This is a genomic window from Stenotrophomonas sp. MYb238, assembly GCF_009496535.1.
Taxonomy (GTDB): domain Bacteria; phylum Pseudomonadota; class Gammaproteobacteria; order Xanthomonadales; family Xanthomonadaceae; genus Stenotrophomonas.
Map to the genome: position 1 here is coordinate 14,814 of NZ_WIDL01000032.1, position 19,724 is coordinate 34,537.

The following is a 19,724-nucleotide window of genomic DNA, read 5'->3' on the forward strand; positions in this document are numbered from 1 at the left end:
TCCGGCACCCCTCAATCCAGGCCAATCCGCACACGCATGATTTACCTCCACGACATAGACCCCATCGCCTTCTCCCTGGGGCCGATCAAGGTGCACTGGTACGGCATCATGTACCTGCTCGGTTTCGCCGCCGCCTGGTGGCTGGGGCGCGTGCGCATCCGCGCCGGGCGCCTGCCGGGCGTGGACATGAACGGTTTTTCCGACCTGCTGTTCTACGCCATGCTCGGCGTGGTGCTGGGCGGGCGCATCGGCTACATGCTGTTCTACGCGACCGCCGATTTCCTGCACAACCCGCTGATCCTGCTGCGCGTCTGGGAAGGCGGCATGAGCTTCCACGGCGGCCTGCTCGGCGTCATGGCCGCCGGCTGGTGGTGGACCCGCAAGCATGCGCTGCACTACTTCGACACCATCGACTTCGTCGCGCCGCTGGTGCCGCTGGGGCTGGGTTTCGGCCGGCTCGGCAATTTCGTCGGCGGCGAGTTGTGGGGCAAGTTCACCCACGCCGGCTGGGGCGTGGTGTTCCCGCACGCGCCGCTCAAGGACGTGCCGGCGGGCCTGCCGACCATGGAGCAGCTGATGTCGGCCGCGCAGATCCGGCAGGACTACGCCGCCGGCCTGCTCACCCAGTACGCGCGCCATCCCTCGCAGCTGTACGAAGCGGTGCTGGAAGGGCTGGTGATGTTCGTCGTGCTGTGGCTGTATTCGATGAAGCCGCGTCCTCGCTACGCCGTCTCCGGCCTGTTCGCGCTGCTGTACGGCTGCTTCCGTTTCCTGGTGGAATTCGTGCGCATGCCCGACAACGGCGTCTATCTCGCCTTCGGCTGGTTCACCCGCGGCCAGCTGCTGAGCCTGCCGCTGATCGCGCTGGGGCTGGCGCTGCTGGCGCTGTCGCGGCGCGCGCCGACGCTGCAGCCGGTGCTGCCGGCGGCAGACAGGGCGTGAAGCCCGTTGCCGGAGGCAAAGCAATGAAGCCCCTCGCCAGAGGCAAAGCAATGAAGCCCCTCGCCAGAGGCGAAAAATGAAGCCCTTCGCCGGAGGCGAAAAATGAAGCAATACCTGGACCTGCTGCGCCACGTGCTCGAACACGGCACCGAAAAGGCCGACCGCACCGGCACCGGCACGCGCAGCGTGTTCGGCTGGCAGATGCGCTTCGACCTCAACGCAGGCTTCCCGCTTGTCACCACCAAGAAGCTGCACCTGCGCTCGATCATCCACGAGCTGCTGTGGTTCCTGAAGGGCGACACCAACATCGGCTACCTGAAGGACAACCAGGTGCGGATCTGGGACGAATGGGCCGACGCCAACGGCGACCTCGGCCCGGTCTACGGCAAGCAGTGGCGCAGCTGGGCCACCGCCGACGGCCGCGAGATCGACCAGATGCAGTGGCTGGTGGAGGAAATCAAGCGCAACCCGGATTCGCGGCGGCTGGTGGTCAGCGCCTGGAACGTGGGCGAGCTGTCGCAGATGGCGCTGATGCCCTGCCACAACCTGTTCCAGTTTTACGTGGCCGACGGCAGGCTCAGCTGCCAGCTGTACCAGCGCAGCGGCGACATCTTCCTCGGCGTGCCGTTCAACATCGCCAGCTACGCGCTGCTGACCCACATGGTGGCGCAGGCCACCGGCCTGGGCGTGGGCGATTTCGTGCACACGCTGGGCGATGCGCACCTGTATTCCAACCATTACGAGCAGGCCCGCGAACAGCTTTCGCGGCAGCCGCGCGCGTTGCCGCACCTGTGGTTGAACCCGGAGGTGACCGACCTGTTCGGCTTCACCTTCGACGACATCCGCATCGACGGCTACGACCCGCTGCCCGCGATCAAGGCGCCGGTGGCGGTGTGAGAAGCGGGGACGCGCGAACGGGGAGCGGGACGCCGGGAGTGCGCCTTTCGCTGATTGCCGCACTGGACCGCAACCGCGGCATCGGCCGCGACAACGGCATGCCGTGGCACCTGCCGGACGACTTCAAGCACTTCAAGGCGCTCACCCTAGGCAAGCCGATCCTGATGGGGCGCAGGACCGCCGAATCCCTCGGCCGTGCGCTGCCGGGGCGGACCAACCTGGTGCTTACCCGCAGCGGGCGGGTACCGTTCGACGGCATGCGGGCGGTGGCGTCGCTGGAAGAAGCCAGGGACATCGCGTCCGGCGAAGGCGCCGACGAACTGTGCGTGATCGGCGGCGGCGAAATCTACCGGCTGCTGATCGACCAAGCCACGGACCTGCACCTGACCTGGGTGGATGCCGAGGTCGTGGCCGACACGCATTTCCCCGAGGTGGACCCGCTGGTGTGGCAGGAGGTGGAGAGTCAACCGCATCCCGCCGACGAACGACACGCCTTCCCCTTCCGCTTCGTTCATTACCTGCGCCGTCAATCGTAGGCCGATGCCGGCGGGGCATTGATGGATCGCGTGCGCGTTGGACAAGGTCGTGCGCAAGCGGGCGTGGCGCAGTGAGTTGCTGTTACTGGCCGGAGTCGCCCCTTCAAAGGCCGGAAAGCGCTTTCATGTCTACGCTGGAATAGTGCCGGTGCGACAGCGTCCGCGCACTGCTTTCCGACTTCGCCTCCGTGTGCCGGTGCGTCATCCGCGCGCGTTATCCCGGCACTTGATCCGTATCCCGGCTCTTGATCCGTTCGCGGTCCGGGCCGGATCGTTCCGGTTGCCCGCCCCTGCAATGGCGCACGCATCCTCCAGCTTCAGCGTCGGCAGATGATCCGCGTGGCTGGGTGACACTCCCAGGTCGGCGCCGCTGGATGATGTGGCATCATCCCGGCGCTGGGTTGCGGGACAAGCTTTACGGTTTGCGGGCGTACTCCTGAGGTCGTTGATCGAAGTCGTGGTTCATTTTGTGTTTCCAGGCATCAGTTTGTTTGCGCACATTCTGTTCAACGAGATTTCCCATTCGATCACTGACAAGTTTGCAAAGGAGGGTTTTCCTATGTTCAAAAAAGAGAAAGATGTAACAACAGCTTGCCGTTGCGCGATCAACGGCCATGGGGCGCCCGCCCTTCAGGCAGAGCCTGCTGATGAGCCCGTGCAAGTCGGGCGAAAGGGATCGCAATCCAGGAAAACGTGCGGGTCGGCACCGCTTCGCGCCCTGGCCTGATCCGGCGTCAGGCATCGCCCGGGAGACGACTGGCATGCATGACAGCCGTGGTCATCCCGGGTAGACGCGACGCAGGATGCCGTCGCAGCATCCAGGCGGCGTTGAAGCGCCGTGGCGTGCTTGCCGGAGAACTGCCGCATGGCCAGGCAGGGTGCATTCCCGTTTCCAGGACATGGATGGGAATCACCTGCAGGCAAGCCTGTCAGGTCCGGGAAGAACCGCCCCGGACCTGGTGGATGGCACTTACTGGGCGGGCGTAGCGCCGCCTGGATTGCCGTCGTTGCCGCCGCTGTGGCGATGCCGCCGCGGCCGCCGCCGCTCGCGGCGTTCGCCCTGGGCGTCGTTGCGTGGTTCCGGGCGTCGCTCGGCTGGCGGCCTGCGCGGTGGATGCGCGCCGGGTACCGGCGCGGGCACGTCGCGGCCGGGCACCTGCACCACGCGCAGTTCTTCGCTGTCCAGCTGCAGTGCGGTGAGCTTGCCGCCCCAGACCGCGCCGGTATCGATGGCGTGCACGCCCTGGGTGATGGTCAGGCCCAGCGCCGACCAGTGGCCGCAGACCATCTTCAGCTCGCGCTCGACCCGGCCCGGCACCTCGAACCACGGATACATGCCCTGCTGCTGGGTGCCGGGTGTGCCCTTGTCTTCCATGCCGATGCGGCCGCGCGGGGTGCAATAGCGCATGCGGGTGAAGATGTTGATGATCGCGCGCGCGCGGTCGTAGCCGGCCAGGTTCGGCGCCCAGCTGGGGCCGTCGCCGTACATGTTGCGCAGCAGCTTGCGGTAGCCGTTGCCGTGCAGCTGCTGCTCGACCTCGCGCGCATGCCTCTCGGCCATCGCCACGGTCCATTTCGGCGCGAGGCCGGCATGGAACATCATCCAGCCCAGGTCGCGGTCCACGTGCACCAGTTTCTGCAGGCGCAGCCAGTCCAGCAGCACGTCGCGGTCCTCGGCCAGCACCACGCGCTGCAGGTCCGGGTTGACCTTGCGCTGTTCCTCCGGGCTGCGCGCGCCGACGGCCAGCAGCGAGAGGTCGTGGTTGCCCAGCACCACCGTGCAGTGTTCGCGCAGGGAGTGGACCAGACGCAGGGTTTCCAGCGACTGCCCGCCGCGGTTGACCAGGTCGCCGCAGAACCACAACCGGTCGGCGGCCGGGTCGAAGTTGATCTTCTCCAGCAGCCGCCGGGTGACGTCGTAGCAGCCCTGCAGGTCGCCTATCGCCCAGGTCGCCATCAGTGCAGGGTCCTGGGAATGGACAGCACGAACGGGGCGACCGGCGCGGCGAATTCGGTGCCGTCGTCGGCCAGCATGTCGTAATGGCCCTGCATGGTGCCGCGCTCGGTGCCGAGCATGACCCCGGAGGTGTAGCGGAACTCCTCGCCCGGGCGCAGCCGCGGCTGCTCGCCGACCACGCCGTCGCCATCCACGTGCTCGGTGCGGCCGTTGCCGTCGGTGATGCGCCAGTGGCGGCTGATCAGCCGCGCCGGCACGGTGCCGCGGTTGTGGATGCGGATCGTGTAGGCGAACGCATAGCGCCCGTCCTCGGGCGCCGATTGTTCGTCGACGAAACGAGGGGAGACCTCGATCTCGATCGCGTAATGGCGGGAATCGTCCATGCGGGCAAGTGTAAGCAAAAGCGGGTGGAGCGGACGTCAGGCGACGGTGACGTTGGCCAGGGCGATGAAATCGGCCACGTCCAGCTGTTCGGCGCGCGCGTCGCTGCGCACGCCGGCGGCGGCGAAGCCGGCTTCGTCGACGATGCCGTTCAGGGCGTTGCGCAGGGTCTTGCGGCGCTGGCCGAAGGCGGCCCTGACCAGGTTGGCGAAGTGCCGCGGATCGGCGATGCCGACCGTGGCCGGGTCGCGCGGCACCAGCCGCACCACCGCCGAGTCCACCTTCGGCGGCGGCCGGAACGCACCCGGCGGCACCACGAACAGCGAGGTCACCTGGCACCACGCCTGCAGCATCACGCTCAGGCGGCCGTAGACCTTGCTGCCCGGCGCGGCGGCCATGCGGTCCACCACTTCCTTCTGCAGCATGAAGGTCATGTCCGAGATCGCCGCGGCATGCTCCAGCGCGTGGAACAGGATCGGCGAGGAGATGTTGTAGGGCAGGTTGCCGACCAGCCGGATCGGCGAGCCGCCGGCCAGCTCGGTGAAATCGACCTGCAGCACGTCGCGGTGGACGATGGTCAGTTCGCCCAGCGGCGCGGCCGCGGCGGTGAGCGGCGCGATCAGGTCGCGGTCGAACTCGATCACCGTCAGCTGCGGATGGCGGCGCAGCAGCGGGAAGGTGATGGCGCCCTGGCCCGGGCCGATCTCGACCAGCCGGTCGCCGGGTTTCGGGTTGACCGCCAGCACGATCTTCTCGACGTAGTGCGCGTCGGCCAGGAAGTGCTGGCCCAGCTGCTTCTTCGCAGGCGCGGTGAAACCGGCGTCGGCGCGCGGGGAATGGGAGGAATTCATCGGATGATTCTAGATCGTGTCGTGTGCTTTGGCGTGCGGCCCGGCGTGATCGGACCGCCGCGCGGCAGGGCGCGGGCCGCAGGCAAGGCGGATGCCTTCGGCGGCCGCAACGCCGCACCGCGATGATCCGGACGCGCCGGGATGCGCTTCAAGGCGCATGGCCCGCTCCGCGTTGCGCCGCCAGCCGCGCGCACAGTGCGGTGGCCGCCAGCAGGCTGGAAGGGTCGGCGGTGCCCTTGCCGGCCAGGTCCAGCGCGGTGCCGTGGTCGACCGCCACGCGCGGATACGGCAGGCCCAGGGTGATGTTCACCGCCTGTTCGAAGCCGCTGTACTTGAGCACCGGCAGGCCCTGGTCGTGGTACATCGCCAGCACCGCGTCGAAGCCGCGCAGCTTGCCCGGCAGGAACGCGGTGTCGGCCGGCAGCGGGCCGACCAGGTCCAGGCCTTCGCCGCGCAGCCGTTCCAGCAGCGGGATGACGGTGTCCAGCTCCTCGCGGCCGAGGTGACCATCCTCGCCGGCGTGCGGGTTCAGGCCGAGCACGGCGATGCGCGGCCGCGCCAGTCCGAAGTCGCGGCGCAGCGCGGCGTCGGTGATGGTGGTGACCCTGCGCAGGCCGTCGGCGTTGATCGCGTCGGGTACCTCGCGCAGCGGCAGGTGGGTGGTGGCCAGCGCCACGCGCATCAGGTCGTTGGCCAGCATCATCACCACCTCGACGCCGGCCTGGTGGGCCAGCAGTTCGGTGGTGCCGCTGTAGGCGATGCCGCCTGCGTTGATCGCCGCCTTGTGCACCGGGCCGGTGACCACGCCGTCGAGTTCGCCATCCAGGCAGGCCCGGCCGGCGCCGAGCAGGGCGTCGATCACCGCGCGGGCGTTGGCCGGATCGGGCTGGCCGAAGCGGGACGGCGCGGCGTTGCGCACCTCGCGCAGGCGAAGGTCGCCCGGTGCGCAGGCCTGGGCGTCCTCCGGCAGCAGGTTCAGGGGCAGGTCGAGCGCGGCCGCGGCGGCGCGCAGCACGTCCGGGTCGGCGAACGCCAACAGCCGGCAATCGCTGCGCGGCTGTTGGACGAGGCGGATGCACAGTTCCGGGCCGACCCCGGAAGGCTCGCCCGGGACCAGAGCGAGCTGGGGAATCATCGGATCAGGGCTTGGCGGGGTCGGCCGCCGGCTCGGCGGTGCCTTCGGCGCGGTCGCCGATGCGGAAGCTGACGTAGGCATCGCCACGCAGTTCCTGCAGGAAGCGGTTGTATTCGTCGTCCAGCTTGCGGCGGCCGATCTGGTCGCGGACCTGCGCGCGCTTGTTGTCGTCGGTCACGTCGGTCTGGCGCGTGGCCACGCGCTGCACGATGTGCCAGCCGGCATCGGTGCGGAACGGCGCGGTGACGCCCTCGTCCTGCACGCTCTCGACCTGGCGGCCGAAGTCCGGGCCGAACGCATCGGCCGGGAACCAGCCCAGGTCGCCGCCCTGGCCACGGCTGTTGGCGTCGTCGGACGATTCCTTGGCCACGGCCTGGAAATCGGCGCCGCCGGCGATGCGCGCACGCAGGGTCTCGATCTTCGCCTTGGCCGCCGCGTCGTCCACCTGGTCGGTCACGCGCACCAGGATGTGGCGGGCGTGGTACTCGGTGACGGTGTGGGTGGCGGCGGCATTGTCGCCGTCGCGCACTTCCACCAGCTTCAGCAGCTGGAAGCCGCTCGGGCCGCGGATCGGGCCGAGCACGTCGCCGGCCTTCATCGCCTTGATCTGCGCGGAGAACGCGTTGGGGATCTCGTCCAGGCTGCGCCAGCCCAGGTCGCCGCCTTCCAGCGCGTTGGGGCTGTCGGAATAGCGCACCGCGGCGGCGGCGAAGTCCAGCTCGCCCTTGTCGACCAGGTTCTTGATGCCGTCGACCTTGCTCTGGCCGGTGGCGATCTGCTCGGCGCTGGCGCCGTCGGGCAGCGCCACCAGGATGTGCGCCAGGTGGTACTGCATGCCGCCGGCACTCTGCTGCGCCAGGGCCGCGTCGACCTCGCCCTCGCTGACGCTGATGCGGCTCTGCGCGAAGCTCTGGCGCAGGCGCTGGGTGATGATCTCCTCGCGCACCGAGTTGCGGAAATCCTCGAAGCCGATGCCGTCCTGGGCCAGGCGCTGGCGCAGGCCGTCGACGTCGGTGCCGTTCTGCTGGGCGATGCTGGCCACGGCGTGGTTCAGTTCCTCGCCGCTGACGCGGATGCCGCTGCCCTCGGCGCGGGCCACCTGCAGCTTGACCAGCACCAGGCGCTCGAGCACCTGGCGTTCGAGCACGCCTTCGGGCGGCAGCTGGTGCTCGCGGCCGGCGTACTGCGACTTGATGTTGTTGACCGCGCGCTGCAGTTCGCTCTGCAGGATCACGTCCTCGTCGACGACGGCGGCGATGCGGTCCAGCGGCTGCGTCTGCTGCGCGGCGACCGGTGCGGACACGCCGGCAAGCGCCAGCAGGGTGGCGAGGACTGCGGATAGGGTCTTGGTCATGGAATCAGGTTCGGATCGTAGTCGTCGTCGTTCGCCTCGATGTTGCTGGGCGGAACGAGGTACAGGTCGTCTCGGTTGTAGCCGAGAATAGCACGGCGCAAGGTGCGGTCCGTGTCCTGCCCGACCGAGCTCAGGCCCTTGAGCACGAACTCGACCTGGAAGGAATTGTTCATCTCGCCCTCGCGGTTGCGCACGTAGCGGCGGGCCAGGGCGCGCACCGCCAGGCAGCAGCTGTCCCACTGCACGCCGCCGATGATCTCCAGCGGCTTGTGGTCGAGCATCGAGTAGTAATAGCGGCCGACGATGCTCCAGCGCGGGTTGATCGGGTACAGGAAGGACAGGTCGGCCTGCTTGAGCTGGTCGACGTTGGTGCTGGGGTTGCGCCGGTAGCGGTAGGTCAGGTTGACCACGCCGTCCTCGGGCAGCAGGTAGCGCGCGCGCACGCTGGCCAGGTCTTCCTTGCGGTACTTCGGGTTCCACTGGTAGGTGCTGCCCAGGGTCCAGCGGTCGTTGATCGCCCAGTTGACGTCGGCGACCCACGCCGACTTGCCCTGCTGGACGATGGCGTCGTTGCTGTCCAGGGTGACCCGCGAGTCCTCGAAGTAGGTGATCTGGCCGATGCTGGCCGACAGCTTCTCGCGGCCGTCGTCCTGGCGGATCAGGCGCGTGGTCAGCGCCGTGGTCAGCTGGTTGGCGTCGTTCTGGCGGTCGGCGCCGGTGAAGCGCGAGTCGCGGAACAGCTGGCCCCAGCTGAAGGTGAAGGCGCGGGTGTCGAACAGCGGCAGGTCGCTCTGGTCGCGGTACGGCGTGTTCAGGTAGAACAGCCGCGGTTCGAGGGTATGCAGGTAGGACCTGCCGCCGATGTCGGTCTCGCGGTCGAAGAACAGGCCCATGTCCAGGCTGGCGATGGGCAGGCTGCGGTGGGGCGCGGTATTGCCGCGCAGCTGCTCGGGCGTGGCGGTGGCCGGGTCGACGCCCGCGGCGATCAGCTGGTTGCGGCGGATGCTGTCGGCCAGGCCCCGCTCCAGCTCGTAGGCGGTGTAGCGCCAGGCCAGGGTCGGGGTGACGTACCACGCCGCGCCGGCCAGCGGCATCGACACGTAGGGCTTGATGTCCAGGCGCGAGCCGCCATCGACCCGGGTCAGGCTGCCGTCGCGCACGTACTCGCCATCGGCATCGATGGTCTTGCCGCGGATGTCGTCGTGGGTGAAGCGCACCGCCTCGGCATAGACGCCCGTTTCCAGCCAGCGGCCGAAGCTGTCGTCCCAGGTGCCGAACAGGCGCGGCTGGCGGCTGTAGGGCAGGGCGGCCTCGGTCAGGGTGTAGTCGGTCAGCTGCCAGTGGTCGGCCATCAGGCCGGCGGTCCAGGTGCGGCCGGTGCCGTACAGGCCGGCGGTGCTCTGCAGGTTGGAGGCGGTCACGCCGAGCAGGCGGTTGGCGAAATCCTCCATGTAGCGCTCGTCGCTGACCCAGGCCAGGCTCGCGCGCGCCTGCCAGTGCCGGTCGATGTTGTGGTAGCCGCTGTAGACGACCTTGCCGCGCTCCTTGTCGCGCAGCGAGTCGTGCGGCATCCATTCGGTGTCCAGCTGCCCGCGGCCGCCGCCATAGAGGTAGCGGAACTCGTTGTTCAGCATCAGCCCGCGCTTGCTCATCCAGCGCGGGGTCAGGGTGTCGTCGTAGTTCGGCGCCAGGTTGAAATAGATCGGCTGGGCGTAGTCGAAGCCGTTGCGCCCGGACAGGCTCAGCTTGGGATAGAGCAGGCCGGTCATGCGCCGGTCGTCGATCGGGAACTTGAACCAGGGCATGTACATCACCGGCAGCTTGCCGACGCGCAGCACCGCGTTGCGGGCGGTGCCGAAGCCCGCCTCGTTGTCCACCTCGATCTGCGGCGCGGCCAGCTTCCACACCGGCTGCGAGGGATCGCAGGTGGTGTAGGTGGAGCGGTGCATCTGCCCGACCGAGCCCTGCAGGTCGATGGAGTCGGCGCTGCCGTTGCCGCGGCGCGAGACCAGCTGGTAGCGGATGTCGCTGATCTTGTGGCTGTCGGTTTCCTGGTTGCCCTCGGCGCGCTTGGCGGTCAGGCGGATCGAGGAGTCGGAATAGCGGATGTTGCCGTCGGCGATGTAGTTGCCGGTTTCCGTGTCGAAGCGCAGGTTGTCGGTGCCCATGAACTGGTCGCCGCGCTTGAGCGCCACGTTGCCCTCGTACTGCGGGATCGTGCTGGTGCCGGTGAGCTGGTCGCCCTCGATGTCGGTCGGCTGCTGGTCGCGGGTGGCGGCCGCGGCCGGGTCGGCCTTGGGCGCTTCGTCGAAGGCCGGCAGCACGTCGGTGGCCGGGCACAGGTTCCAGTTCACCGGCTTTTCGCTGGCCATCGCCGACAGGCAAAGGGCGACGCTCAGGGGCAGGGGAAGCAGGCGGAGGGCTCGGCGCACGCGGATCGGATTCAGGGAAAACGGCCGCTAGCTTGCCGCATCGACTGCATGGGGGCAATGAAGGGCGTCCGCGGGCGGTGGCCGGGGTTCATGCGGCCGTCACCGGGCCCAGCAGGCCCCGCACATGGGCCACGCTGCATTCGGCCAGCGCCTGCAGGTCGTAGCCGCCCTCGAGCATGGACACCAGCCGGCCGCCGGCGTGGCGATCGGCCAGCGCGGCCAGCTCGCCGGCCAGCCAGCCGAAATCCTCGGTCTCCACCATCAGGTCGGCCTGCGGGTCGCGCAGGTGCGCGTCGAAGCCGGCCGAGACGAACAGCAGCTGCGGGCGGAAGGCGTCCACCAGCGGCAGCAGGTCGTCGGCCCAGGTGTTGCGGAAGCGGAAACCGCCGCTGCCTGGCGGCAGCAGGATGTTGCAGACATTGCCCACGCCGCGTTCGCGCATGCTGCCCGAATAGGGGAACAGGCCGGATTCGTGGCTGCTGTAATAGGCCACGCGCGGATCGGTCTCGAAGATCGCCTGGGTGCCGTTGCCGTGGTGCACGTCGAAGTCGACGATGGCGATCCGCTCCAGCCCATGCGCGTCGCGCGCATAGGCGGCGGCCACGGCGATGTTGTTGAACAGGCAGAAGCCCATCGCGGTATCGGCGGTGGCATGGTGGCCGGGCGGCCGCACCGCGCAGAACGCGCGCCGGTCCGGGCCGCGCATCACCGCGTCCACCGCGGCCACGCCGGCACCGGCGGCATGCAGCGCGGCGGCGGCCGAGCCGGGCGAGGCGAAGGTGTCCAGGTCGATCCGCCGCAGCGGCGCGGTCTGCGCCTGCAGCACGTTGTCGATCAGTTCGCGCTCGTGTACCCGCGCCAGTTCGCCGAGCTTGGCCGGCGGCGCCTGGCGCCAGTCCAGCTGCTCGGGGAACGCCGCGTGCAGCGCGTCCAGCACCGCGCGCAGCCGTTCGGGCGATTCGGGATGGTCGGGGCCGGGGTCGTGGCCCAGGCAGGCCGGGTGGGTGAATACGAGCATGCCGCACTGTAACCGAGGCCTTCGCCCGGCGGAGCTTCGGGCGGTGCCGGCCGCTGGCCGGCGCTGCATGGAATCCGGTTGATGCCAGGTGGCCGGTCAGCGGCCGGCACTACCGGCTCAGGCGCGCCGGCGCTCGTGGTTCCACAGCACTTCGCCGTGGCCGTCGGCGCGCGCCAGCACCCGCGCCAGCACGAACAGCAGGTCGGACAGGCGGTTCAGGTAGCGCACCGCCTCGTCGCGCACGGCTTCGACGCGGGCCAGGGCCACGGTCTCGCGCTCGGCGCGGCGCACGATGGTGCGCGCCAGGTGGCAGCGCGCCGCCGCCTCGCCGCCGGCCGGCAGGATGAAATCCTTCAGCGGCGGCAGGTCGTCGTTGTAGCGGTCCAGGTGCCGTTCCAGCGCATCGATGTCCGCGCCCTGGATGGCGGCGTGGCCGGGGATGCAAAGCTCGCCGCCGAGATCGAACAACTGGTGCTGGATGGTGGTCAGCAGCGCGCGCACGTCGTCCGGCAGCGGCACCGCCAGCAGCACGCCGATGGCCGAGTTGGCCTCGTCGACGGTGCCGTAGGCGCTGACCCGCAGCGAGTCCTTGCCGGTGCGGCTGCCGTCGCCCAGGCCGGTGCTGCCGTCGTCGCCTGTGCGGGTATAGATCTTCGAGAGGCGGTTGCCCATCAGCCTGCCGCCGCGGTCAGTGCGCGGTGCGGTCGGCGGCCGACTGGCGCGCGAACGCCTCGGCGGCGACCTGCGCCAGCGCCGCCATGCCGGTGTAGATGGCGGCGGTGCGCATGTACGGCAGCAACCAGTCGGTGTAGTTCTTGAACCAGCCGGCGACGGTCGGCTCGGCGACGACGCTGCTGGTCCAGTAGAAGCCGCCCTGCGCGAACAGGTGGCAGACCACGACCGCGCCGACCAGGGTCGCGGCGAACAGGCCCAGCGCACGCCAGCTGGCGCCCGTGTAGAAGCGGCGCAGGAGCATGCCGCCGGCCCACATGGCCAGATAGGCCGGGACCAGCGCCCAGTAGCCGGCCGAGACGCAGTAGTGGCCCCAGAAATCCATGCCCTGGCTGCTGATCACGGTCCAGTCGACCGCCACCGCCAGCGCCATCAGCAGCGGGAAGGCCCAGCGGGTCCAGCTGCGCAGGTAGAAGCCGCCGATGAAGAACACCGCCCAGGACGCGTCCGGGATCGGCGCGAAATGGTTGATGCGGGTGCCGACCATCAGCAGCACGAGCAGGGACAGGACGAAGGCGCGTTGGACGTTGGCGGTCATGGCAGTGGGCGGTTCGGCGGAATCAGGCCGCCATTCTAGCCGCAGTCGCGCCGCCGACGCGGCATCGCGCCGGCGGACGGGGTGGCCGAGCCCGTATCATGGCGGCATGAACGACCTGCATGATGTGGTGATCGTCGGTGGCGGACTGGTCGGCGCCAGCCTGGCCATCGCGCTGGACCGGCTGGGGCTGGACGTGGGGCTGGTGGAAGCGACCCCGGCCGGCGAGCTGCCGGCGGTGTTCGACCAGCGCAACCTCAGCTTCGCCGCGGCCACGGTCAACGCGCTCACCGCGCTGGGCGTGATGCAGCGCCTGGAAGGTGCGCCCGGCCCGATCCGCCGCATCCACGTCAGCCGCGCCGGCGATTTCGGCCGCGTGGCGATGGACGCCGGCGACTATGGCCGCGACGCTTTCGGCCAAGTGGTGGTGGCGCGCGATTTCGGCCGCGCGCTGGAGGCACGGCTGGGCGACCTGTCGCAGCTGACCCGCTACCGTCCGGCGAAATTCGTCGGGCTGGGCGGATGCGCCGACGGCCGCCGCGAGGTGCTGATCGCCGACGCGGCCGGCGAGCGCCGCCTGCATGCGCGGCTGGTGGTCGGTGCCGACGGCACCCGCAGCGCGGTGCGGCAGGCGCTGGGCATCGACGCCAGCGAGCACGACTACCAGCAGACCCTGTTCGTGGCGCGGGTGCGCGCCGCCCGGGCGCCGGACGGCACCGCCTGGGAGCGCTTCACCGATACCGGCCCGACCGCGCTGCTGCCGCGTGGCGACCGCCACTACGGCCTGGTCCACGGCGTGGCCCGCGACGACGCCGAGGCGGTGATGGCGCTGGACGACACCGCCTGGCTGGCGCGGCTGCAGGCGGTGCTGGGCTGGCGCGCCGGGCGGCTGCTGGAAAGCGGCCCGCGCAGCGCCTACCCGCTGATCCAGGTGCTGGCGCAGCGACTGGTCGGCGAGCGCGCGCTGCTGCTCGGCAACGCCGCGCAGACCATCCATCCGCTGGGCGCGCAGGGCTTCAACCTGGGCCTGCGCGATGCGTTGACCCTGGCCGAACTGATCGGCGATGCCGTGCAGGACCCCGGCGCCGACGACCTGCTGCAGGCCTACGTGCAGCGGCGCGGTCCCGACCGCGAGCAGACCCTGGCCTTTTCCGACGGCCTGGCGCGCCTGACCGGCAACCCGGCGGCGCTGCTGCGGCCGCTGCGCAGCCTCGGCCTGGTGGCCGCCGCGCAGGCCGCGCCGCTGCAGTCCTTCCTGGTCGGCGGCGCGATGGGATTCCGCGGGCAGGTGCCCGAACTGTGCAGGAGCCAGGCGCGATGAGCCGGCGTGGACGGTTGGACGCGGTGGTGGTCGGCGGCGGCGTGGTCGGCACCGCCTGCGCGCTGGCGCTGGCGCACGAAGACCTGCAGGTGGCGCTGGTGGAAGGGCGCGAGCCGCCGCCGTGGTCGCCGCAGCGGCCGGACCTGCGCGTATTCGCCTTCGCCCACGACAACGCGGCGCTGCTGGAAACGCTGGGGGTATGGCCGCAGGTGACGCAGGCGCGGGCGCATCCCTATCTGCGCATGCGCGTGTGGGACGCGGCCGGCGGCGGCGAACTGGCCTTCGATGCCGATGCGCTGGGCCGCCGCGAACTGGGCTGGATCGTCGAGAACGGCCTGCTGGTGGACCGGCTGTGGGCGGCGCTGCCGGCGGCCGGCGTGCAGCTGCATTGCCCGGCGCGGGTCGAGTCGATGGAACAGGACGAGGGCGGCGTGCGCCTGCGCCTGGACGACGGCCGCCGCCTCGACGCGGCCGTGGCCATCGCCGCCGACGGCGGCGAATCCACCCTGCGCGCGCTGGCCGGGCTGGACGTGTCGCGCCACGACTACGGCCAGCGCGGCGTAGTCGGTTATGTCGACAGCGAGCGCCCGAACGAGGCCACCGCCTGGCAGCGCTTCCTCGACACCGGCCCGCTGGCGGTGCTGCCGGTGGACCGGCACCGCAGTTCCATCGTCTGGACCCTGCCCGACGCCGAGGCCGAGCGCGTGCTGGCGCTGGACGACGACGCTTTCGGCCGCGAACTGACCAATGCCTTCGAAGGCCGCCTGGGCGCGATGCGCACGGCCTCGCCGCGCGCGGCCTTCCCGCTGCGCCGGCAGCTGGCCAGCGACTACGTCGCCGGCCGCGTGCTGGTGCTGGGCGACGCCGCGCACGTGGTGCATCCGCTGGCCGGGCAGGGCGTCAACCTCGGCCTGCGCGACGTGGCCGGGCTGCGCGACCTGGTGCGCGATGCGTGCCAGCGGCGTGCGGACTGGACCACGCCGCACCGGCTGCGGCGCTGGGCGCGGGTGCGGCGCAGCGAGAACACGGTTGCCGCCTACGGCTTCGACGCGATCAACAAGGTGTTCTCCAACGACGAGATGCATCTGACCCTGGCGCGCGGCGCGCTGCTCGGCGTGGCCGGGCGCATGCCGCCGCTGCTGTCGCTGTTCTGGAAGCGCGCCTCGGGCGTGTGACGGCGCCGGAACACTGGCGCCCACGATGCGCGCGTAGGAGCGACTTCAGTCGCGATGGGGTCTTCGAAAGCTTCGCGGGGCCTGAAAGCCATCGCGACTGAAGTCGCTCCTACAGGTACGGGGGCGGGTGGCTGCAGGCGAGGGTCAGCGGAGCAGCCAGCCGGCAAGCTGTTCGCGTGCGAGCTTGCCGCGTCGTGCGGTATCGAGCGCGTTGAACTCGTCGGCCAGCGCCGGGTTGGCCTGCGCTTCCTCGCGGCTGATGAAGCCGTCGCCATCGGCATCGAGCGCGTCGAAGTCGATGCGGTAGCTGCCGATCACGCTGTCCGGCTGGATCGAGCGCACGATCACCGCCGCCTGCCCGGGGTCGGCCGGCAGGCGCACCTGGTGCGTGACCGCACCGCTGGCCAGCGACTGGTTGCGCACGTTGACCGGCGCCGCCGGCAGCGGCGTGGTGACGGCCGCATCGCGCGGCGCGTTCTGCGCCCACAGGGGCGCGGATGGCAGTGCGGCCAGCAGCAGGACAAGGATGGGCAGGCGGGGACGGATCACGGACAGGTCTCTCGTAAGGACGGTGGAATCCGCCTGCCGGCCCGCCCGGCCTCACTTCTTCATCCAGCCTTCCAGCTGCGCCCTGCTCAGGCGGCCGCTGCGGTGGGTGTCGAGCGCGTCGAACTCGCGTTCGAGCGTGGGATTGGCCTTGGCTTCCTCGCGGCTGATGTAGCCGTCGTGGTTGCGGTCCAGCGTGGCGAAGTCGATATGGTAGTCGCCGCGGATCGAATCGGGTTCTTCCGAGGTGACCGTGACCGGCGTGCCCTTGTCGGTGAGCGTGGTCCTGCCGGTCTCCTGCGCCAGTGCCGGAACACTGGCGGCGGCGCACAGCAGCAGGGCGGAAAGCAGCGGACGGGAGAGGTTCATGAGCGGACTCCAGAAGGGGAAAACACGCCCCCGATGCTTGGCCCGTTGCTGTTAAGCCAGTCGCAAGAACGCATGCAGGCCGGCTGAATGTTGCCGCCGGTTCAGCGCCGGCCGCATGCGCCGCCTCAGCCCGGGATGAACGGGAACGCGAGCTTCAGCAGGCCCTTCAGGCCGCCCTCGACGGTGGAGCCGACCGCCTTGGCGCCGAGGCTGTTCAAGGCGCGGCGCACGTCATCCCAGCGCAGCTGGGCGACGTCCTTCTTCAGCAGGTCGGCCACTTCCTCCGAAGTGGGGGCCAGCTTCTTCAAGGCCGCCACCGTCGCCTGCGGATCGGGCTGCAGATAGCCCCAGCGCTCGGCGATCTTCAGCAGCGTGTCGAAACGCACCGCCACCACCTCGCGGTTGCGCTCGTACACCGGCAGCGCGCCGACCTCGAGGATGGCCTGCTCGAAGCGCTGCGCATCGTCCGGGTGCTCGATGCGGATGGCGAGGAAGCCCTCCTTGCGACTGCGCTCGCTCACGTGCTTTGCCCCCGAGCGCAGGTTGGCTTCGGTCAGCACGGTGGCGACGATGCGCTGCAGGGCGGCGTCCGCGTCCTCGGGCACCAGTGCGCGCCAGCGGGCGTAGCCGTCGCGGCGCAGGCCCTTGACCTTGGCCGGCGTCACCCGCAGCTGCAGCGCCACGGTGGCATTGGCGTCGCCGCGGTCGATGGTGCCGTCGCGTTCGAGCAGCACGAAGATCAGCAGTTCCAGGTCGCGTTTGGTCAGCGACTGGAAACCCTGCAGCAGGGTCAGGCGCAGGAATTCGTTGCCGAAACCGGCCGGGTCCTTCAGTTCGATGGCGTGCATGCATGTCCTCCCAGGGGTCACAGCATGCCTGATCGCGGTTGCGCGCATTGAGACGCCGCGCGCCGGACCGGCGATCCGGCCTCAATGCCCGTATTCACGCCCGGGACGATCGGCGCGGAAGGTTTCCACGGCGCCGCGGTCCTGCATCGTCACGAACACCTGCCGGCCGTCGGCGCCGCCGAAGGCGACATTGGTCGGCTTGCGCCCCTTGAGCGGCACCTCGCGCAGCAGCTCGCCGGCCGGCGAGACGATGGCGACGACGCCGGCATCGTAGCGGGCGATGTACAGGTTGCCGTCGGCATCGCAGCGCATGCCGTCCATGCCGTGATCGTCGAAGCGGATCAGCAGGCGCTTGCCCGACAGCGCGCCGGCGGCGTCGCGGTCGTAGACCCAGACGTTGCGCTGCACGCTCTCGTTGACGTACAGGCGGCGGCCGTCCGGGCTGACCTCGATGCCGTTGGTGGTCCCCATGCCGGACTCGAGCCGGTGCGCGCTGCCGTCGCGGTCGATGCGCCACAGCTGGCCGTTGTCCGGGTTGGCCCAGTCTGGGTCGCTCGCATAGAGCGTGCCGTCCGGCGCCAGCGCGATGTCGTTGGGCTGGTGCGCCCCTTCCAGGCGCGAGAACACCGCCACCGCGCGCGTGGCCGGATCGACGCGCAGGACGGCATGGCCCTTGTAGTCGGCCACGAACATCGCGCCGTCGGCGGCGAAGCGGATGCCGTTGCCGACGCTGCCCTCGGGCAGGGCGACGAACAGGTCGGCCTTGCCGTCCGCATCGACGCGGCCGATGGTGCCTTCGTGGCCGAAGTTGACCACGTACAGCGCGCCGTCCGGGCCGGTGGCCGGGCCTTCGATGCCGGCGGTGAACGCACCGTCGCCGACGTGGTCGCGGGCGACGAAATCGGGCGTGGCGGCGACGCTGCCGCACAGGGCCACGCACAGCGCGGCGGCGGCATGGCGCAACAGGAGGACGTGACGGGCGATGGCGGCGCTCTCCATGCGGGGAAGCCCGCAGTGTGCCAGAGCCGTGCCGTGGAGGCGGCCGGTGGTTGCGGTGGCAACGAGCCCCTGTCCCATTGGAGTGAGAGGGGAAAGTTTGCGAACCATCGCTTCGCGGCCCCTCGAATGCCCTTGCGCAGCGCAGGGGCCCGGGCGCGGGACGGGGTGAGGATACGGCGAAGCATTGCGATATCAGGTTGCAAGAGGCTTCGCCCGCCCCCGCCCCCGCATCCGCATCCGGCGCTTCGCGCCACCTCGCGCCGCACCCCAGCTCGGCGCAGTGCGCCGAGCGTTCAGCCGTGTGCGAGCCTGTGGTCCGCACGCCGCACGCCGCACGCCGCACGCCGCACGCCGCAGGCCTTCACCCCGGCGGGAGAAGGAGAAAGCGGATCAACCGCGCGCCGGCATCGCCAGCACGGTGATCTCCTCGCGGTCGTGGTACAGCTGCTTGGCGCGCACGGTCAGCGGCCGGCCGGCCTGCGCGGCGAACAGGTCCAGGCACAACCGGGTCTCGTCCCAGCGTTTCTTCATCGGCAGCTTGAGGTTGAAGATGGCGTGCCGGCACCAGCCTTCGCGCAGCCAGGTGGCCATGCGTTCGGCCACGCGCCGCGGCTGTTCGACCATGTCGCAGACCATCCAGTCCAGCGGCGTTTCCGGCTGCCAGTGGAAGCCGTCGGCGCGCAGGTGGTCGACCAGGCCGGTGTCGAGCACGTGCTGGCGCAGCGGGCCGTTGTCGATGCTGGTGACGCGCAGGTGCTGGCGGGTCAGCACCCAGGTCCAGCCGCCGGGTGCGGCGCCGAGGTCGGCCGCGCGCATGCCGGGCTTGACCAGCGCTTCGCGTTCCTCCGGCGTGAGCAGGGTCAGCAGCGCCTCGTCCAGCTTCAGCGCCGAGCGCGAGGGCGCGTCCGGCAGCAGTTTCAGGCGCGGGATGCCCAGCGCCCAAGGTGCGCTGTCGCGGGTGTCGGCGACGCCGACGAAGGCGTGGGTGCCACCGACGAACACCACGTGCAGCCGCGGCAGCCTGCTGTTGTCCTTGTCGGTGAGCAGGCCGGCCTTGCGCAGTGCCGGGCGCAGCGCATTGCCGAAGCTGCGCGCCAGCCCGGCCAGCGGCTTGCCTGCGTCCGAGTCGGGATGTTCCACCCACAGCTCGCCGAAGCGCGGCTGGCCCTGCAGCGCGGCGATGATCGGGCTGATGCGGTCGGCCGGGTCCAGCTGCGGCAGCTCGGCCAGCAGGCGCAGTTTCTGCCGGGCGAAGATCAGCCCGCGCCAGGGCAGGGCGCGGTCGAGCGCGGCGGCTTCGTCAGTGACGTACACCACGTAGCCGTCGTTGCGCTGCGTGCGCGCATAACCGGCGATGCCGGCATGGCCGGCGCGCTCGGTCAGTTCGGCGGCCAGTTCCGGCTCGAAGCCTTGGCGGCAGTAGCAGAGCAGGCCGGTCATGAAGATTCCTTGGTATGAGGCGAAGCGGGTTGTTCCTTCTCCCGTTGGGGTGAAGGCGTGTGGCTTGCGAGCCATAGGCTCGCACACGACTGAACGCCCGGCGCGCTGCGCCGGGCCGGGGCGCGGAGCGAGGTGCCCCGCAGGGGTGGATGAGGGTGCGGGCGAAGCCTCATGCAACTTGGCATCACTAGGGGCTTCGCCCCGTACCCTCACCCCAACCCCCGCCTCGCGCCCCGGCCCTTGCGCTGGCGCAAGG

General features: G+C 70.3%; 19 protein-coding genes. 5 read left to right on the plus strand and 14 right to left on the minus strand.

Translation table 11 applies throughout. The features are described 5' to 3' along the window. Window positions 1-36: 36 nt before the first annotated feature. From lgt to CQ393_RS16665, 3 genes are all read left to right on the plus strand, one after another. A complete protein-coding gene (lgt, locus tag CQ393_RS16655; protein WP_153193191.1) occupies window positions 37-942 on the plus strand; it encodes a prolipoprotein diacylglyceryl transferase in 906 nt (301 codons plus the stop codon). Between the two features lie 102 nt (window positions 943-1,044). After that, window positions 1,045-1,839, plus strand: a complete 795-nt coding sequence (locus CQ393_RS16660) for a thymidylate synthase (RefSeq protein WP_153193192.1) — start codon at window positions 1,045-1,047, stop codon at window positions 1,837-1,839. A gap of 38 nt (window positions 1,840-1,877) precedes the next feature. After that, window positions 1,878-2,375 (plus strand): dihydrofolate reductase, encoded by a 498-nt coding sequence (locus tag CQ393_RS16665; protein WP_343200015.1) that lies wholly within the window; start codon window positions 1,878-1,880, stop codon window positions 2,373-2,375. A 970-nt stretch (window positions 2,376-3,345) separates the two neighbouring features. On the opposite strand, the gene CQ393_RS16670 is transcribed toward CQ393_RS16665, so the two are convergent. The 9 genes from CQ393_RS16670 to CQ393_RS16710 form a co-directional block, all read right to left on the minus strand. Next, window positions 3,346-4,332 (minus strand): symmetrical bis(5'-nucleosyl)-tetraphosphatase, encoded by a 987-nt coding sequence (locus CQ393_RS16670; RefSeq protein ID WP_153193193.1) that lies wholly within the window; start codon window positions 4,330-4,332, stop codon window positions 3,346-3,348. Further along, the gene (gene apaG, locus CQ393_RS16675) at window positions 4,332-4,715 is read right to left on the minus strand and encodes a Co2+/Mg2+ efflux protein ApaG (protein WP_153193194.1); all 384 of its coding nucleotides are present in this window, start codon (window positions 4,713-4,715) and stop codon (window positions 4,332-4,334) included. The genes CQ393_RS16670 and apaG overlap by 1 nt, the downstream gene beginning before the upstream one ends. A 36-nt stretch (window positions 4,716-4,751) precedes the next feature. Then, window positions 4,752-5,564: a 16S rRNA (adenine(1518)-N(6)/adenine(1519)-N(6))-dimethyltransferase RsmA gene (rsmA, locus tag CQ393_RS16680; protein WP_153193195.1), complete on the minus strand. Its 813-nt coding sequence runs from the start codon at window positions 5,562-5,564 to the stop codon at window positions 4,752-4,754. 148 nt (window positions 5,565-5,712) lie between these two features. Then, window positions 5,713-6,699, minus strand: a complete 987-nt coding sequence (gene pdxA / locus CQ393_RS16685) for a 4-hydroxythreonine-4-phosphate dehydrogenase PdxA (protein WP_153193197.1) — start codon at window positions 6,697-6,699, stop codon at window positions 5,713-5,715. A gap of 4 nt (window positions 6,700-6,703) precedes the next feature. Further along, complete coding sequence (locus tag CQ393_RS16690; protein WP_153193198.1) at window positions 6,704-8,053, minus strand: peptidylprolyl isomerase; 1,350 nt, start codon at window positions 8,051-8,053, stop codon at window positions 6,704-6,706. Further along, a complete protein-coding gene (lptD, locus tag CQ393_RS16695) occupies window positions 8,050-10,485 on the minus strand; it encodes an LPS-assembly protein LptD (RefSeq protein WP_343200016.1) in 2,436 nt (811 codons plus the stop codon). The genes CQ393_RS16690 and lptD overlap by 4 nt, the downstream gene beginning before the upstream one ends. A gap of 88 nt (window positions 10,486-10,573) precedes the next feature. Next, the gene (locus CQ393_RS16700) at window positions 10,574-11,503 is read right to left on the minus strand and encodes a histone deacetylase family protein (protein ID WP_153193200.1); all 930 of its coding nucleotides are present in this window, start codon (window positions 11,501-11,503) and stop codon (window positions 10,574-10,576) included. Between the two features lie 117 nt (window positions 11,504-11,620). Beyond that, the gene (locus tag CQ393_RS16705) at window positions 11,621-12,175 is read right to left on the minus strand and encodes a cob(I)yrinic acid a,c-diamide adenosyltransferase (RefSeq protein ID WP_153193201.1); all 555 of its coding nucleotides are present in this window, start codon (window positions 12,173-12,175) and stop codon (window positions 11,621-11,623) included. 16 nt (window positions 12,176-12,191) lie between these two features. Next, window positions 12,192-12,773: a hypothetical protein gene (locus CQ393_RS16710; protein ID WP_153193202.1), complete on the minus strand. Its 582-nt coding sequence runs from the start codon at window positions 12,771-12,773 to the stop codon at window positions 12,192-12,194. Window positions 12,774-12,879: 106 nt separating this feature from the next. Here CQ393_RS16710 and ubiH point away from each other — a divergent pair, with 106 nt between their 5' ends. Next, window positions 12,880-14,091 carry a 2-octaprenyl-6-methoxyphenyl hydroxylase gene (gene ubiH / locus CQ393_RS16715; protein WP_153193203.1) on the plus strand — a complete coding sequence of 404 codons (1,212 nt, stop codon included), beginning with the start codon at window positions 12,880-12,882 and terminating at the stop codon, window positions 14,089-14,091. Then, a complete protein-coding gene (locus CQ393_RS16720) occupies window positions 14,088-15,266 on the plus strand; it encodes a UbiH/UbiF family hydroxylase (protein WP_153193205.1) in 1,179 nt (392 codons plus the stop codon). Before ubiH ends, CQ393_RS16720 begins: the two co-directional genes overlap by 4 nt. 144 nt (window positions 15,267-15,410) lie before the next feature. Here the strand turns inward: CQ393_RS16720 and CQ393_RS16725 are convergent, their stop codons facing one another. The 5 genes from CQ393_RS16725 to rlmM all read right to left on the minus strand — a co-directional run bounded on the left by CQ393_RS16725 (window position 15,411) and on the right by rlmM (window position 19,468). Beyond that, window positions 15,411-15,785, minus strand: coding sequence for an EF-hand domain-containing protein (locus CQ393_RS16725; RefSeq protein WP_228114638.1), 375 nt, complete (start codon window positions 15,783-15,785; stop codon window positions 15,411-15,413). Between the two features lie 81 nt (window positions 15,786-15,866). Further along, a complete protein-coding gene (locus CQ393_RS16730; protein ID WP_153193207.1) occupies window positions 15,867-16,181 on the minus strand; it encodes a hypothetical protein in 315 nt (104 codons plus the stop codon). A gap of 125 nt (window positions 16,182-16,306) precedes the next feature. Continuing rightward, on the minus strand, window positions 16,307-17,029 hold the full coding sequence (locus tag CQ393_RS16735) for a hypothetical protein (protein ID WP_153193208.1): 723 nt from the start codon (window positions 17,027-17,029) through the stop codon (window positions 16,307-16,309). A gap of 81 nt (window positions 17,030-17,110) precedes the next feature. After that, the gene (locus CQ393_RS16740; protein WP_153193210.1) at window positions 17,111-18,028 is read right to left on the minus strand and encodes an SMP-30/gluconolactonase/LRE family protein; all 918 of its coding nucleotides are present in this window, start codon (window positions 18,026-18,028) and stop codon (window positions 17,111-17,113) included. 390 nt (window positions 18,029-18,418) lie between these two features. Beyond that, entirely contained in the window at window positions 18,419-19,468 is a 1,050-nt protein-coding gene (gene rlmM, locus CQ393_RS16745) for a 23S rRNA (cytidine(2498)-2'-O)-methyltransferase RlmM (RefSeq protein ID WP_153193212.1), read from the minus strand. Window positions 19,469-19,724: the final 256 nt, after the last annotated feature.